This is a genomic window from Pedobacter glucosidilyticus DSM 23534, assembly GCF_000425145.1.
GTDB classification, from domain to species: Bacteria; Bacteroidota; Bacteroidia; order Sphingobacteriales; family Sphingobacteriaceae; genus Pseudopedobacter; species Pseudopedobacter glucosidilyticus.
Genome location: NZ_AULF01000045.1, coordinates 1 through 16,622, shown reverse-complemented (window position 1 = coordinate 16,622; position 16,622 = coordinate 1). Strand labels below are relative to the sequence as shown.

The window sequence follows — 16,622 nt, the reverse complement described above, 5'->3', positions numbered from 1 at the left end:
AACATCAGTAAACCCACCATTAAACGTATGGGCTTGGCCGGACGGCCGTTATCCTTACAATAGAGTGGGGCAAAGGCCTTTTCAAAAACACTCCAATCTATCTTGTTGGCAAGTAAAAATAAGGGATGGTGGCGGTTTAGGGTGTGCTCAAAAGTGAAAAATAGGCTGGTTTGATTCTCTGGTTTTTTATTGGGAAGCATCTTAAATATTTGCAAGTTTTACGATATAAATATAACAAATCTTGCAATTATTTCACATTAAAATTATACACAAAGTGTTGATAATCATAATTTTATATGCTTTTTAAGGCTCGACTAGCTAGCCAGGGGTGCCCGAGAGTATTCTCTAAGTATATCAGAGTACAGTCAACCTCTCTCAATTTGATATACAATGTTTTTCAAAAACGCCTGTTTGTATCTTAATCCAAATCTACTACAGCTTTAATAACGCCGTTTTCTGGATTTAGCCAGGTATGAAATTGATCTTTAACCTCATCAAACTTTACACGGTGTGTAATATAGGTAGTTGGGTCAACTTCATTGTTTTCCATAGCTTTTATCACATGTTCAAAATCCTCACGGGTGGCATTTCTACTGCTCATTAAAGTAGCCTCTCTTTTATGAAACTCTGGATGATTAAAGCTGATATCTCCTTTTTGTAAGCCTATCAAAACAAATCTTGCCCCATGTGCCATATACTGAAAAGCATTGTTAATAGCCTTTAAGTTCCCAGTAGCGTCAATAACCACGGTTGGCATATCACCATTAGTTATCTTTTTTAGTTCTTCGGTAACATCTGCCTCTAAGGCATTAATGGTATAATCAACTTTTAAGCGCTCTTTACAAAAAGCAAGTCGGTTTTCATTAATATCTAAGGCAATTACTTTTGCCCCGGCTATACGAGCAAACTCCATCGTACCCAAGCCAATAGGGCCAGCACCAATTACCAAAACAAATTCGCCAGGTGTAACTTGTGCTCTTCTTACGCCATGTGCACCAATAGCCAGAGGTTCTACCAACGCCAATGCATCAAAACTTAATTGATTGCCATGCAATAATGCATAAGAGGGTACCGATACATATTCTGCCATACCACCATCAATATGAACACCAAAAACTTGTATAGCCGCACAACAATTAGGCTTCTGATTTCTACAAGCCACACATTTGCCACAGTTAAAATAAGGGATGAAACTTACCGACTCTCCAACTTTAAAATCAGGTGCACCATCCACGGCTATAAGTTCGCCAGCCAGCTCATGACCCAATATTCTAGGGTAGCTAAAGAAAGGTTGCGTACCTTCAAAAGCATGTAAATCTGTACCACAAATGCCTATTCTTTTTATTTTAATAATGGCTTGTCCTTTTTCTAAAACAGGTTCTGCGGCTGTTTTATAAACAAATTTCCCCGGTTCCTGGCATGCTAATACTCTCATTAATAATTTCTGTTATATGTTATAAAATTTGGCGGCATTTTCTCCCATCACCTTGTCTTGCTCTGTGCTGGATAAAGATTGTATGTAAGTTTTAAAGATTCCTAAAACCTGTTTATAATCAGCAGCAACGCGGCAAACTGGCCAATCGCTGCCATACATCAGCCTATCTGTACCAAAAGCGTTAAAAACAATATCTAGATAAGGCTCAAAATCTTCTTGTTTCCAATGCTTCCAGTCGGCTTCTGTAACCATGCCCGATACTTTGCAGGATACATTTTCATACTGAGCTAGTTTTTTGATAGCTTTTTCCCAATCCGTAATTTTTTGATGTTTAATATCCGGTTTAGCGATATGGTCTAATACGAAAGGTTGGTTTGGAAAAGCCTCAACCAAAGTGCTGGAGAAGTCAATCTGGTCTTCAAAAATCAGGATATCATAAGTAAAGCCAAATTGCTGAAGCTTAGAAATACCATTCATGAACTCCTTTTTCAGCATCAGCGCTCTATCTTGTTCGCCTTGTAAAACATGGCGGAAACCTTTCATAATTGGAAACTGCTGGTAATAAGCCAAACGTTCTTCTATATTGTCAGCTTGTAAATCAACCCAACCTACTACACCTTTGATGAAATCATTTTTAGAAGCGTTAGCAAGTAGGAAATCATTTTCTTCTTCTGATTGATGGGCTTGTACCGTAATACAACCATCTAAACCGTTTTCTTTTAAAATAGGATGTAAATCTTCAGGTAAATGATTTTGTCTGATGACAGACATGTCATCAGAAATCCAATCGTATTTTATAGGGTCGTACACCCAGAAATGTTGATGTGCATCTATTTTCATATTGTACTAAATGCTTAAGTTAAGGTTTAAAGGTGATTAAATTTTCTTCTTCAAGTTTTTGCCAAAAAGCATCACAAATGTAATCATTTGCCATGGCTATATTACCTTCAACACGCTTAGGATTACTGGTATTAAGTGCTATACTTTTTACACCAGGTGCCAATAAACCAAACTGTACACAAGCACTTGCAGGTTTAACATCAAAGTCGGCACAGATTTTATAAAACTGGTCTCTCCAATTAAATAACTCTTGATATTGAGGCTTATCTCTACTTACAGGAACGTAATTATAAAAATCTCCACCAGTTAAAAAGCCAGCATTAAATACTGCCGAATTGATGATGCTTACACCTTTTTGGCTTAAAGCGGTCATAAAATCTAGTAACTCTTTTGGGTGACTATAAACTGTCATGCTGTTGGCTATCATCACCCAGTCAAAATCTAAATCAGCGCTAAGCTCTTTAATAATCTTCCAATCTTTAGCGCCTATACCAATAGCTTTAACTTTACCCTGGCTTTTTAAATCAAACAAAGCTTTATAAGCATCCAAAATGTTTTGATACCTTTCTAAACGGTCTTCTGTCGAGCTTGAAGCAATTAAATACTCATCTGGATCGTGTACAGATACCATCTGCGGGATATAAGCCCCCAATAGCTGGTTGCCTTGTTCAAAGCATTCTAAAATACCCCCGTAGCTTATTTTTTGTACCGCATCGTTTTTAAGATTTTTCCAAACATAAGGCTCAAAAGTAGGTTCATCGGTTTTAAGCTCAGTACGTAGCCAACCCAGTTTATTACTAATCATCACTTCTTCTGGTTTAACGTTTAGTTTCTTTAGGCAATTGCCTAGAGCTTCTAAAGCCAAACCAGCACCATATTTACCGGCACTATCAAACACTACGGGCTTATCAGAATGTAGAAAGCATTGTTTAACAATTTCTAGTTTGGTATCATCATCTAAAGCCGTAAATAAATTACCTAGGCTGCTGGTTCCAAAAATTATTTTTGGTATTTGAAGTCCTTTGCTACTATCCATAAAAAATTAATGAGCTGCTGTAAGTTTTAAGTTTTCTATCTTGATGTTTTTAATGGCGAAATATAAAACCATGAATAAGCAAATAGCAGGTACAATGTAAGCTATTTGTATATTGCTGATGTCTGATACTGCGCCCATAATCACCGGGAAAACTGCACCACCTACAATAGACATAATCACCAATGATGAACCGTCTTTTGTTTTACTTCCTAAGCCTCTTACACTTAAAGCAAAAATGGTAGGGAACATAATAGAAAGGAAGAATTGTACCGCTGTAAGTGCATAAATGGTAAACATACCCGATGTAAATACCGCTACCAATAAAAGTAAAATGACAATTATGGTATAAGCAGCCAATAATTTTGGCGGAGCAATAAACCTCATCAAGAATGTACCAGCAAACCTTCCAATCATAAATCCTAATAAAGCACCAGATAAATAGTAAGCTGCCGACACTTCATTGATACCTACCACATAACCACAAAAACGTATAAAAAAGCTACTGATACAAACTTGTGCACCAACATAGAAAAATTGCGCTAGAACGCCTTGCATTAAGTTCTTTTCTTTAAAGATAGAACCCTTGCTTTCTAAAGAATCATCTTCTTTTATTTCTGGAAGATGGGTTCTCCACAAAAATATAGCTACCAGCAATACCACTATCCCAATTACAATAAAGGGTAATTGTACAGATTCTGCCTCCCGTTGTAAAAAGTTATCTATTTCAGCAGGAGATAATCCACTTTGGGTATCGGTGTTAAATTCCTTTCCGGATAGGATAAAACGCCCACCTATGGCCGGAGCTAAAAAAGCTGCTAAGCCATTAAAAGATTGCGCAAAATTAAGACGCTGTGTGCCTGTGGCAGGGTCGCCCAAGACTGTCATATAAGGGTTGGCTGCAGTTTCTAGAAAAGTTAAGCCGCTGGCAATGATGAATAAAGCAGCTAAAAAGAATACAAAAGAACGTGTTTCTGCTGCCGGGTAAAATAAGAATGCACCAATGGCAAACATCATTAATCCAAAAATGATACCGCCTTTATAACCAAAGCGCTTCATAAATTTACCTGCCGGTATGGCAAATAAAAAATAAGCAATATAAGAAGCAGAGTCTATAAAGGCAGATTGTGTATCTGTTAGCTGACAAGCTTTTTTTAAGTGAGGGATAAGAATAGGGTTGAGGTTTAAAGCAAAACCCCATAAAAAGAATAAAGAGGTAATTAAGATTACCGCAAATAAAGGTTTGTTGTTTGATTTCATTTTTTTTAAGCTTATAGTAGGTTATCAACAAATATAGGCTATAGGAAATCGATTTCTAAAATATTCTTTCATTTTTTTTAAACTGTTTTATGTAGTTTTATGGCTATCGTTCCCATGGCCAAAAGAGAAAAGAGAATAACTATTTATGATTTAGCAAAATCATTAAACATTGCACCATCGTCTGTATCGAAGGCATTGAATAATTCGCATGCCATCAGTAGCAAGATAAAAAAGATGGTGGAGGATAAAGCAAAAGAGCTTAATTATATCCATAATACCAATGCAGCAAACCTCAGGCGAGGTTTTAGCCGAATTATAGGAGTTATTGTACCTAAAATAAACGAGTCTTTTTTTGCCAATATCATTGCCGGTATAGAGAAAGTTTGTGTACAGCACCAACATAGTTTAATTATTTGCCAAACAGAAGAGTCGCTAGAAAAAGAGGTGAATGCGGTACAAACTTTAATCAGGCAAAATGTTGATTGCATCCTCATCTCTTTATCGCTAGAAACACAATCAACAGCACACTTAGAAGAAATCAAAAATAACCATATCCATTTCATACAGTTTGATAGAATATCGCCAGCTATAGATAGCTATACTGTTGTAAATGATAATGAAGAAGCCTCTTATCAAGCAGTAGTGCATTTAGCTAAACAAGGTTATCAAAACATAGCTTATTTTGGTGGTCCTGCTCATTTAAACCTTTATCAGGAAAGAAAACAAGGGTATAAGAATGCACTTAAAGACTTTGGATTAACTTTTTACGAAGACTTTGTGAAGGATGAAATTATTTCTACAGCAAGTGGTAAACAAGAAGCACTACATTTACTCCAGACTGATGTAAAACCAGATGCTTTTTTATGTACTTCTGATTATGTTTCTTTAGGGGTACTAGAAGCCTTACAGCAATTAAATTTATCATCTCCAAAGGATGTAGGCATTATAGGTTTTGCTAACGAAATGTTTACTCAACTTGTTCAGCCTTCTTTATCATCCGTAAACCAATTTAGTTATGAAATGGGCGAGCAAATTGCCGAGCTTTATTTTAGCGAAGTGATGAAACAAAAGGATAATGAAGAGATAAAAACTATTAAAGTGAAGACAGAAATTGTTCAAAGAGCATCGTCAAGTAGATAATACACAAAAGCCCATAAAAACGTTAAGCCCCAAACCGGGGAGGAATGGAGCTTAAACTAACCAATTATAAACCTAATTTTTATGATAGGACACTTTAAAATTCGTACAAACATTTACGTTCTTTACGATGGTGTAAAATTAACACTATCTTAGGTTGTAATCGTCATAGTATTGTCATGAGCATATAATGCTTTTGTTACATTATCATGTTTTTACGGTTAAAAATAGGGTTTTTGCATGCTAACATTTCTTTAAAATCCATACCTTAGCAAATCCTCTAGCGATATATGAGAATAAGCTCTTCATTATTAATGTGTTTCTGGCTGTTTAGCGTTTTTACCACGCTAGCCAATGATGGGTTGAAAAAAAAGTTTAAACTGCCAGCAGGTGTAACGGCTAAAGATATTGTCCCTAATAGCTTAATCATTAAATACAAAAATATCAGTACCGCTGCAACACGCTCCGTACAAAACAACATCGCCTCAGGAAAACAAAAAATCCAGTTTTTAAAGCATGAACCTGTTGTAAAATTAAACCGTATCTATGAGTTACCTATCCAAAAACAATTAGCCTTGGATAAAGTAGGTTTAAATAAGGTTTATGAAATAGAATACCGCTCTAGCCAATCTATAGAAAATGTTATAAACACATTATTAGAACAAGAAGAAGTAGAATATGCCGAGCCAAGATATATCTACCATACCTCTTCTGAGCCTAATGATCCATTTTTTCAGCAAGGAACTCAGAATCATCTTTTGCGGGTAAATGCTGTAGAAGCATGGAATATACAAAATGCTGCAAACGGGCAAATTATTGCTGTTGTAGATTCTGGGGCAGACTTAGAACACGAAGATTTAGCCGCTAACATTTATCTGAACAATAATGATCCTGTAAATGGTATAGATGATGATGGCGATGGCTACATTGATAATTACAGAGGTTGGGATTTTGTTGGAGCTTCTTTTACAAACGGAAGACCAGATAACAATCCCGATATTCCGTCTGATAGTTTAGACCACGGAATGCATGTTGCTGGCATTGCCTCTGCTGTAGCTAATAATGGTATTGGGATAGCTAGTTTGGCTAAAGATGCCAAATTAATGATTTTAAAAGCAGGTTCTGATGATAATGCTACAGCTATATACAGAGGTTACGAGGCCATTTTATATGCAGTTAATAAAGGAGTAAAAATTATCAACTGTTCTTGGGGAGGGCCTGGCTTTAGTGCTTACGGTCAGGATGTGATTAATTTTGCGGTAAGTAACGGATGTTTGGTAATTGCAGCAGCAGGTAACAGTGCGAAAGAAGGATTAGACTATCCAGCAGCTTATAATGGCGTTTTGGCTGTTGCAAACGTCAATAATAGTGATATTAAATCAAGCAGTTCTAGCTATGGTTTTGATGTAGATATTGCTGCACCAGGTCAAAATATTTGGAGTACGCTAAATAATGATACTTACGGAACAAAATCAGGTACATCTATGGCTACTCCTTTAGTATCCAGTGCCGCGGCTCTAGTTGCTGCAAAATATCCTCAGCTATCTGGGCCTGCCATCGGAGAAATTTTAAGATTAAGTACCGATAATATTTATACCTTAAGTGGGAATAGCAATTTTGTAAATAAACTGGGCAAAGGCAGGTTAAATATTGCTAAAGCATTAGAAAGTACACCTGCTATAGCCATCAGAAAGCAAAATATCATCTTACAAGATAATTCTGACGGAGTTTTAGCCGGCGGAGATACGGTTGAACTGGCTATAGATTTAAAAAGCATTTTAGGGAATGTATCCAATTTAAATGTAACCCTCAGCACAGATAATCCTGATGTAACCGTTATTACATCAAATTTAGTTTTAACGCAATTAAATCAAGATGAAACGAAGCAACTTGGTTTTTTCAAAGTATTCTTAGCCCCAAGAACTCAAGAAAATGTTGAGGTAATTTTTAAACTTCAATACGCATCCTCAAACTATCAGGATGAGGAGTTTTTTGCATTGAGGGTAAATCTTGATTATTTGAATATCAATGAAAATCAAATAGCTACAACATTAACAAGTAACGGAAGGGTAGGATTTAGCGCTCAGGATGCTCAAAACGGCTTAGGGTTTGTGTATCAGAATAAAAATTTACTTTATGAAGCTTCCTTAATGATAGGGAATAGTACAAGTAGAATTTCTAATAATGCAAGAGCTCCACAAATTGGCAGAGCCGAGGAAGATTTTCTCAAAATCACCAGACCTTTAAAAGAAATTGATGATACAAATGTGCTGGTTGCAGCCTCAACTTTTAATGATTACAGCTCTAACAGTCCCTTAGATGTACAAGTTATAAATAAGCATTATGCTTATAAAAATGCCCCAGATGATAAATATGTTATCGTAGAGTACCTGATTAAAAATAATAGTATTGTGCCATTAAATGGCTTGTATGTGGGTTTATTTTGTGATTGGGATATTGATAATAGTGAAGAAAATATTGTAAAATACAGGCCTGATAAATCATTAGCATATACCTATTCTGTAAACCCCGGAAATCCTTATACAGCCGTTAAAGTACTAAATACAAACGCATCTGTACAATTTTACCCCATGTCTTACCAATTGGTTGGTGATATTTTAGAAGATGATTCCTTTACCCGGGCAGAAAAATTTACCAGTTTAAGTAGTGGCATATTTAAAACAGAACTTGGCGAAAGTTTAGGCGGTTTAGATGTGATGTATACCATGGGTGTAGGCCCTTACAATGTGGCATCAAAAGATTCTATACAAGTAGCTTTTGCCTTTATAGGCGGAGACAATTTAAATGATATCATCCTATCAGCAGATGCGGCACAAGAAAAGTTTGAAGGCTTACAGCTTTTTGAATCAGAGCCAGTTTTGAAATTCGAGGTTTCTCAAAATTATCCAAACCCAACAAAAGGAAATACTTTTTTTGATGTTGCTTTGCCAGAAGCAGGCAGTTTATTTGTTGATTTGTATGACATTACCGGAAAGAAAATCAAGCAAATTTATGGCACCGCCCTGATGGGTTCAGGCAAGCACACTATTTCTACCACACTTAATGATTTATCTGCTGGAATTTATTTTGCAGAGTTTCAGTATCGCCAAACCAAACAAGTTGTTAAGTTAATTTTAACAAACTAAGCATTGTGGTAACAAACCCTGCAACGAGGCTCGTAGCTTTCTTTTTCTCCTAAAAGTACTTTATGCGTGTTTTCAATAAGCCTGTAGCTGTAGAGTGCTGGTCCTCCACATTTTACACAAACTGCCTGTACCTTGGTAACCTCTTCGGCAATGGCCATTAAAGCGGGCATAGGCCCAAAGGGCTTGCCTGTAAAATCCATATCTAAACCAGCAACAATCACCCTTATACCTTTATTCGCAAGTTTAATACAAACATCAGGTAATTCCTCATCAAAAAACTGTGCTTCATCAATACCAACCACCTGGGTATTACTACCGTATAACAGGATGGCAGATGAATGCTCAACCGGGGTAGAGTGTATAGAATTTAAATCGTGAGATACAACGGCAACTTCATCATAACGGGTATCGGTTTTAGGTTTAAAAATCTCTACCTGCAATTTAGCAATCTCAGCTCTTCTTAACCTTCTGATTAACTCTTCTGTTTTACCAGAAAACATAGAGCCACAAATAACTTCTATGTTTCCGCCAAATTCGCTTTTTCTTTTCAAGATATTGTCTTTAATAATATAATTATTTGCTTCTGTAAGCGTTGAGTGAAACGAATATCAGAATTTTAATGTTATTTTTGACTGAGTATTTACCAACATCGTTGAGCCGAAAAATATAATCAATATGATGAATAAGCAGGAGATTTTAAAGAAAATAGGAAATATTATTCTTGAGTTAAATGAGCAACATCAATACCTTAGCCAAGTTCAAAAAATAAATATTCTTGAATTAGAGCTATTTACTGCTAATGCTGATTTTTTGATAGATCATATAGAAATTTTAAAAAAGCTAAACGATACCAAAAATTGGCAAGAAGATGTCAACAGTATACATACAGCTAAACCTGTTTTGGAAGAACCTGCTGCCCCTCCTTTGATAGAGCACCATCAAGTTATAGAAGTTGTATCAGAGCCTCAAGCTCATCAAGAAGAGATTGCTGACGATGAACATACCTTAAACGAACCTGCTTTACCAGAATTTAAGTTTTCTTTTGATGAGCCAGAACCTACAGAAATGATCTTTGATTTTGAAAAAAAGCTATCTGTAAAAGAAGTTTTTGACAGAGTGCTTACAGAGGAAGAACAACGTGTGTTGGCAGAGAAACAACAAGCTTTAGCGCCTATGGCAGAAACTGAAATTCAGGAGATGGATCAGCAGGATGAAAATATCCTACTTGAACAAGAAGCTGAGCCTTTTATCATAACTCAGGATAAACCAGCACAACTCCTAGAAGAAGAGTCTGTGCAAACACCGCCACAACCCATAGCCATTACTCAAACTATTCCAGCAGATAAACATACAGAGGCAGAGAAGCCAAAATCATTAAACGAAGTTTTATCAGCCAATAGAGAATTGCCCGGCGCTAAATCATACAGCAGACCTATCGCAGACTTGAAAGCTTCTATCTCTTTAAATGATAAAATGATGTTTATAAAAGAATTGTTTAATGGGTATAATTTAGCTTATAGCGAGGCCATAGAGATTTTAAACAGGTTTGATAATTTCGAAGCCGCAGACAATTTCTTGATGAAAAATTATGCCGATAAAAATAACTGGGCAGCAAAACAAGAAGTTGTAGACCGATTATACGAAATTTTAAACAGAAAATTTAAGAATTAATTCCCATTCTGTTCGCATCAAGCTTGAGCAGGATAAATAAGAGTATCGTAAAACTAATTAAAGACGAACCTCCGTAGCTTAAAAATGGTAAGGGTATACCTATAACAGGCATTAAGCCAATCGTCATAGCAATGTTGATGAAGAAATGGCAAAATAAAATACATGCTACCGAGTAACCATAAATCCTATTGAAAGAGGAGCGTTGTCTTTCTGCCAGTACAACTATTCTAAGTAATAAAACCAGATAGATAAGAATAACGGTAAAGCTGCCAGCAAAGCCCCATTCTTCTCCTACGGTACAAAAAATAAAATCGGTACTTTGTTCGGGTACAAAGTTAAACTTAGTTTGGGTACCTTGTAAATATCCTTTACCCAGCAAACCTCCAGAGCCAATAGCTATTTTTGATTGGTTTACATTATAACCTGCACCTCTTAAATCTGTAGAAATACCTAAAAGAATATCAATCCTCCCTTTTTGGTGAGATTTTAAGACATTATTATAAACAAAATCTACACTAAACATAAAGATGATGGAGAGCGCAAAGCCTGCTATAAAAGTGGTTAGAAGTTTCCGGTTTTTTTGGTAATAATAAATAAGCAATCCCGTAAAGGCAATTAAAGCCAAACTTACCATCAACTTCCCAAAAAGTAGGGTGGTGATGAAAAGGATAATCATCAATACACCAGAAATAAGGTAGTAAGGAGAAAGTCCTTCTCTGTAAAGTACCAAAATTAAGGAACCAAATACCATAGCAGATCCGGTATCAGGCTGTAGCATAATCAAGAACATAGGTAAGCCCAAAATAGCGGCACAAACTACCTGTGTTTTCAAATCAGAGAGTTTAAAATTACCTGAGCTTAAATATTTAGCCAGTAATAAACAAGATGACCATTTGGCAAACTCAGAAGGTTGCAGCCTGAAACTACCTATAGGTATCCAAGCTTGGTTACCGCCAACATTTCTTCCTATTACAAGTACCACAATTAAAAGAAGGATAGTTATGGCATAAAATATTGGCGAGAATGTACTGAAGAACTTGGCATCCATAAGCAGTATGGCAGTACCTGTAATAATGGCTACGATAATAAAAATCAACTGTTTACCAAAATTGGTATTCATATCAAAAATAGATACAGTCTCATCTGTAAATACCGCAGCATAAATATTAAACCAGCCAATAGCCATCAATAGCAAGAAAAGTAGGATAGTAAAGCTATCTACGTTAAAGAAAAAACTACGATTATGGTTATTGTTCATCTTTCTTACTACTTATTTGGGTACTAACAGGTATCGTGTTGCTGGCAACAGGTTTACTAGTGGTACTATCTTTCTTAACACCAGGCCTAAACACTCTTTTTTGTCCTGGTAATAAATTGGCGTTTATGATTCTTTCTGTATAATACTTTGGTCTGGTGATAGAGTCTCTAAGGTATTTCTCTATCATTAAACTTGCAATTGGGGCCGACCAAGTAGAGCCAAAGCCAGCATTTTCTACCACTACCGCAATAGCAATTTTAGGATTTTGGCGTGGCGCAAAAGCTACAAATACCGAGTGATCTGCACCATGAGGGTTTTGTACCGTACCTGTTTTACCACAAATTTCTATATCCACAATCTTAGAAAAATAACCTGTACCTCCTGGGGCATTTACTACCCTACTCATTCCTTCAATAACAGGTTCAAAATATTTAGCATCTATACCTGCACTATTTTTTATGGTATATTCTTCTTTGATGATTTTCTTATCACCAATAGCTTTAATCAGGTGTGGTTTATAATAAAAGCCTCTGTTAGCAACAATGGCCATCACATTTGCCATTTGTAAAGGGGTAATGCCTAGCTCGCCCTGCCCAATAGATAAAGAAATATTAAAACCCGAGCCCCATTTATTACTGCCCCATCTTTTGGTAAAATAATCTGCCGTAGGTATCAAGCCATCTCTTTCGGCGGGTAAATCAATCCCTAGCTCAGCCCCAATCCCAAACTTCATTACCGCTTCACGCCATCGGGTATAGGCTTTAAAAGGCTTTAAACCAGTTTTGTCAATCATCCTTTGATAGGTATAACCGTAGTAGGTATTACAAGAACCCTCAATAGATTTTTCAAGTGCAATGGTACCATGTACGTGGGTACAGCCCATAAAACCTCTGCTACCATAACGATAACCACCTGGGCAATGGAAAGTAGTTTGGGCCGTAATAGCACCCATTTGCTGGGCTACTAAAGCATTCACCACTTTAAAAATAGAGCCCGGAGGATACTCAGCCTGCGTTGGCCTGATGAACATCGGTTTAAAAGGGTCTTTCAGAAGCTTCATATAATTGTTACCTCTTTGGCGGCCAACCATTAAGTTAGGGTCGTACTTAGGACTACTTACAAAAGCTAGAATCTCACCTGTAGCAGGTTCAATGGCTACCACGCTACCAATTTTATTATTCATCAATTGCTCACCATACAATTGTAGCTCTTTATCTAAAGAAGAAATCAGCTTATCTCCGGCAACAGCCAAAGTATCATATTTACCTTCAAAAAAACTTCCTTGCTCTCTGTTGTGTACATCTACCATGATGTTTCTTACCCCTCTTTGTCCTCTCAATAAATCTTCGTAAGATTTTTCAATACCTGATTTTCCTATATAATCCCCTTGAGTATAAAAACCAGCATATTTTTCAATTTCTTTATCGTTAACCTCGCCAATATAACCTAAAAATTGTGCAGCGGTAGAGTCGGGGTAATAACGTACAGAACGGGCTAAAACATAAAAACCTGGAAACTGAAATTGCTTTTCCTGAAAAGCAGCATAAGTTTTGGCAGAAAGTTGTTTTTCAAATAATGATGCCCGGTAAGGCGAATAATTGTTGGCCTTCTTATACTTTTTATCAAACTCCTTTTTGGTGATGTCAATTAAACGGCAGAATTCTACCGTGTCAAAAGGTTTTACCTGTTTAGGGATAATCATTAAATCATAAACAGGTTCGTTTTGAACCAATACTTTTTCGTTTCTGTCTAAGATGATACCCCGGGCAGGGTAAATGATGAGTTTTCTGAGTACGTTGTTATCTGCAGATAGTTTATAACGGTCATCAATAACCTGAATGTAAAACAGGCGAGCCAGTAAAACCAAAGCCGTAACAATAAATAGGCCTTGGATAATGTATCTACGAGTAAAAAAACTATTCATTTACGCTGTTTTTTTCTATAAAAAAGAGCTTCTGTAATTAATATTAACGTTACCGTAAACGTTGAACTTATCAGAACCCTACTGAAGGTATTAAGTATTTCTGCAAATTTAAAAACCTCCAGATTAAACAGAAAAAAGTGATGAGTTATGGTGAGGATAAGTGTATAAAAGAAAAACCATCTGAAACCCATAATACCTAAAGTGGGCTCTGGGTCGCTATCATAATTGTCTTTCTGTACGGTAATACTGATGAAAAACACCCTCATTAAAGCTAAAACGGTACAAGCAGCAGCATGCAAGCCTAAAGTATCACTAAACAAATCAATACTAAAACCCATTAAAAAAGATAGGGTAAATAGCAGGATGTTAGGCGTTTCAAAAGGTAATAACAAGATAAAAAGAATATACAAAAAAGGAACATTAAGGTTGTAAAACACCATATTCTTTAACAGGAAAACCTGTATAAAAACTAAGATGATAAACCTTAAAATATTAAATAACAGAATTCTGCTCATTTATAATTCTTTATTTTGTGCCTCTAGTAATAACTGCTCTGTGGCAAAATTATTTTTAATAATGTACACATGCTGCAAAGCATAAAAATTAGTCGATAGCTTAACGCTGATATCTAAGAAGCTACCACCACCTTTAACACCAGATTTTAATACCGTACCTACCATAATCCCTTTTGGAAATATCACCCCTAAACCAGAGGTTACTACTTTGGCTTTTGGCTTGATATTTAGCTGGTTGGGTATATCTGTTAAAGTTACGATTTGTGAGTTTTCACCATCCCATACCAATGGTCCAAAATACGGAGTGCCTTCTATAGATGAGTTAATGCGTGTATCCTCATGAAGGATCGATTGTATAGAGGAGAAGTTTGCTGAAACATTCCACACAATACCTACCACACCCGATGGACCTATAACCCCCATTCCTTTTTTGATACCGTGTTTACTGCCACGGTTAATTGTTAAATAGTTATTTCTGGAAGTGATAGATTTATTGATAACTTCAGCCTCGATATACTCATATTGCACCTTATTGATGGTGTCTGTGATTTTTTTACTAACCAGGCTATCGTTAAAATAAGCTGAGGGTAGTTTGCTTCTTAAGAGCGCATTTTCACGGGCTAAACTATCATTTACAACCTCAAGATGAAGATATTTACTGATGTTGTTATAGCGTTCGTAAAAATTCCCGACAATTTGGTTGGATGTATTTAAAGTGCTGGAGCGTTGAAAATCATTATTCCTAACCAATAAAACAATAGAAATTAGGAAGAATATGACAAATAAAAAGAGGGCATTATAATTACTAATAAACCTCCAAAGATTGCGCATATTGTATTTGATTTACGATTCTTGATTTTAGATTTACGATTTTATTTGCTATACCTGATCTAAAATCGTAAATCTGAAATCGTTTTTTTTACTATTGCATTAAGAACTTAAAGTTCTGGATATTTTTTAAGGATATACCAGTTCCCCTCACTACTGCTCTTAAAGGGTCATCAGCTACGTGAACAGGTAATTTAGTTTTAGAACTGATACGTTTATCTAAACCTCTTAACAATGCACCACCACCAGTTAAATAAATACCTGTTTGGTAAATGTCGGCAGAAAGTTCAGGAGGTGTAATTTCCAGAGCTTTTAAGATGGCTTCTTCTATTTTAGAGATAGATTTATCTAAACAATGTGCAATTTCTGTATAAGAAACTGTAATTTGTTTAGGCACACCCGTCATTAAATCTCTACCTTGTACGGCAAAATCTGCAGGAGGGTCTTGTAGCTCTGGTAGGGCAGAGCCTACTTCAATTTTAATTCTTTCGGCTGTACGCTCACCAATCATGATGTTATGTTGCCTACGGATATAATTTACAATGTCAGAATCGAAGTTATCTCCGGCAGTACGGATAGATTGATCGCAAACAATACCAGAAAGCGCAATAACAGCAATTTCTGTAGTACCACCACCAATATCAATAATCATATTACCCATAGGTTCTTCTACATCAATACCAATACCAACAGCCGCAGCCATAGGCTCGTGTATCAGGTAAACTTCTTTAGCACCAGCAATTTCAGCAGAGTCTCTTACGGCTCTTTTCTCAACTTCAGTAATACCAGAAGGGATACAGATAACCATTCTTAAAGATGGAAAGAACCAACCTTTCCCACCGTTAATCATTTTAATCATACCTCTAATCATGTGTTCTGCTGCATTAAAATCAGCAATTACACCATCTTTAAGCGGACGAACAGTTTTGATATTTTCGTGAGTTTTACCCTCCATTTGCATGGCTTGCCTGCCAATGGCGATAACTTTATTGGTAGTTCTGTCAAAAGCAACTATAGATGGCTCATCTACAACCACTTTGTCATTATGAATAATTAGTGTATTAGCAGTACCTAAATCGATTGCTATTTCCTGTGTAAACCAGTTGAATAAACCCATTTATTTTTTTGATATAGAGATGCAAAGGTGCAAAAAAATAGTCTTAATCCTAAGTATAATTCGACTATTTTATTGTAAACAATTTAAATTTTTCATTGACTTTTATAAAAACGTCTAGGCAGTAGAAACTATACTGTCATCCTGAGGTCTAATATATTTCATATAAATCAATATGAAATGACGTTAACTTTGCAGCGGCAAAAAACCAAGAGCAGCATAACAGTCGTTCTAATAGTGCTATAGCCTGTTGTTGAGCTTTGTTTTAGGGCATGATATTAAACAATATTGGTGAATCTTATGATATCCCGCATGGTAGCAATATCCTTTTTTAAGATGCCCTAGGCTCAAGGTTTTTAAAAAGGCCGCTTATTTGTATGAGTAGTTTAAGTAAAATCTATCCAAACAGCGCTGGTATAGATATCGGCAGCGAGAAAGTTTTTGTTTCTGTAGAAGAACAG

At 36.1% G+C, this 16,622-nt stretch carries 14 protein-coding genes; 3 read left to right on the top strand and 11 right to left on the bottom strand.

Annotation, left to right across the window (positions count from 1 at the left end; genetic code table 11):
* From H510_RS20405 to fucP, 5 genes are all read right to left on the bottom strand, one after another.
* Nucleotides 1–200, bottom strand: a 200-nt coding sequence (locus H510_RS20405; protein WP_483823592.1) for a transposase, incomplete at its 3' end; no start/stop codon positions are given.
* A gap of 218 nt (nucleotides 201–418) precedes the next feature.
* Complete coding sequence (locus tag H510_RS0112180; protein WP_026904583.1) at nucleotides 419–1,435, bottom strand: zinc-binding alcohol dehydrogenase family protein; 1,017 nt, start codon at nucleotides 1,433–1,435, stop codon at nucleotides 419–421.
* A gap of 12 nt (nucleotides 1,436–1,447) precedes the next feature.
* Nucleotides 1,448–2,275, bottom strand: a complete 828-nt coding sequence (locus tag H510_RS0112175) for an amidohydrolase family protein (RefSeq protein ID WP_026904582.1) — start codon at nucleotides 2,273–2,275, stop codon at nucleotides 1,448–1,450.
* A 19-nt stretch (nucleotides 2,276–2,294) separates the two neighbouring features.
* Nucleotides 2,295–3,311 (bottom strand): aldo/keto reductase, encoded by a 1,017-nt coding sequence (locus H510_RS0112170; RefSeq protein ID WP_026904581.1) that lies wholly within the window; start codon nucleotides 3,309–3,311, stop codon nucleotides 2,295–2,297.
* Between the two features lie 6 nt (nucleotides 3,312–3,317).
* Entirely contained in the window at nucleotides 3,318–4,568 is a 1,251-nt protein-coding gene (gene fucP, locus H510_RS0112165; RefSeq protein ID WP_036692752.1) for an L-fucose:H+ symporter permease, read from the bottom strand.
* A gap of 114 nt (nucleotides 4,569–4,682) precedes the next feature.
* On the opposite strand from fucP, the gene H510_RS0112160 reads away from it, so the two are divergent.
* Together H510_RS0112160 and H510_RS0112155 are read left to right on the top strand one after the other, a co-directional pair.
* On the top strand, nucleotides 4,683–5,708 hold the full coding sequence (locus H510_RS0112160; RefSeq protein WP_026904579.1) for a LacI family DNA-binding transcriptional regulator: 1,026 nt from the start codon (nucleotides 4,683–4,685) through the stop codon (nucleotides 5,706–5,708).
* Between the two features lie 287 nt (nucleotides 5,709–5,995).
* A complete protein-coding gene (locus H510_RS0112155; RefSeq protein ID WP_026904578.1) occupies nucleotides 5,996–8,851 on the top strand; it encodes a S8 family serine peptidase in 2,856 nt (951 codons plus the stop codon).
* Here H510_RS0112155 and H510_RS0112150 read toward each other — a convergent pair.
* Nucleotides 8,848–9,402 carry a thymidine kinase gene (locus H510_RS0112150; RefSeq protein ID WP_081659275.1) on the bottom strand — a complete coding sequence of 185 codons (555 nt, stop codon included), beginning with the start codon at nucleotides 9,400–9,402 and terminating at the stop codon, nucleotides 8,848–8,850. The genes H510_RS0112155 and H510_RS0112150 overlap by 4 nt on opposite strands.
* Nucleotides 9,403–9,526: 124 nt before the next feature.
* Between H510_RS0112150 and H510_RS0112145 the strand changes: the two genes are divergently transcribed.
* The gene (locus H510_RS0112145) at nucleotides 9,527–10,522 is read left to right on the top strand and encodes a hypothetical protein (protein WP_036692749.1); all 996 of its coding nucleotides are present in this window, start codon (nucleotides 9,527–9,529) and stop codon (nucleotides 10,520–10,522) included.
* Here H510_RS0112145 and rodA read toward each other — a convergent pair.
* From rodA to H510_RS0112120, 5 genes are all read right to left on the bottom strand, one after another.
* Nucleotides 10,512–11,780 carry a rod shape-determining protein RodA gene (gene rodA / locus H510_RS0112140; RefSeq protein ID WP_026904575.1) on the bottom strand — a complete coding sequence of 423 codons (1,269 nt, stop codon included), beginning with the start codon at nucleotides 11,778–11,780 and terminating at the stop codon, nucleotides 10,512–10,514. The genes H510_RS0112145 and rodA overlap by 11 nt on opposite strands.
* The gene (mrdA, locus tag H510_RS18820) at nucleotides 11,770–13,704 is read right to left on the bottom strand and encodes a penicillin-binding protein 2 (RefSeq protein WP_051291194.1); all 1,935 of its coding nucleotides are present in this window, start codon (nucleotides 13,702–13,704) and stop codon (nucleotides 11,770–11,772) included. The genes rodA and mrdA overlap by 11 nt, the downstream gene beginning before the upstream one ends.
* Nucleotides 13,701–14,219 carry a hypothetical protein gene (locus H510_RS0112130; RefSeq protein ID WP_026904574.1) on the bottom strand — a complete coding sequence of 173 codons (519 nt, stop codon included), beginning with the start codon at nucleotides 14,217–14,219 and terminating at the stop codon, nucleotides 13,701–13,703. The genes mrdA and H510_RS0112130 overlap by 4 nt, the downstream gene beginning before the upstream one ends.
* Nucleotides 14,220–15,050, bottom strand: a complete 831-nt coding sequence (gene mreC, locus H510_RS0112125) for a rod shape-determining protein MreC (protein ID WP_026904573.1) — start codon at nucleotides 15,048–15,050, stop codon at nucleotides 14,220–14,222.
* 91 nt (nucleotides 15,051–15,141) lie between these two features.
* The gene (locus H510_RS0112120; RefSeq protein ID WP_026904572.1) at nucleotides 15,142–16,164 is read right to left on the bottom strand and encodes a rod shape-determining protein; all 1,023 of its coding nucleotides are present in this window, start codon (nucleotides 16,162–16,164) and stop codon (nucleotides 15,142–15,144) included.
* Between the last annotated feature and the right edge of the window lie 458 nt (nucleotides 16,165–16,622).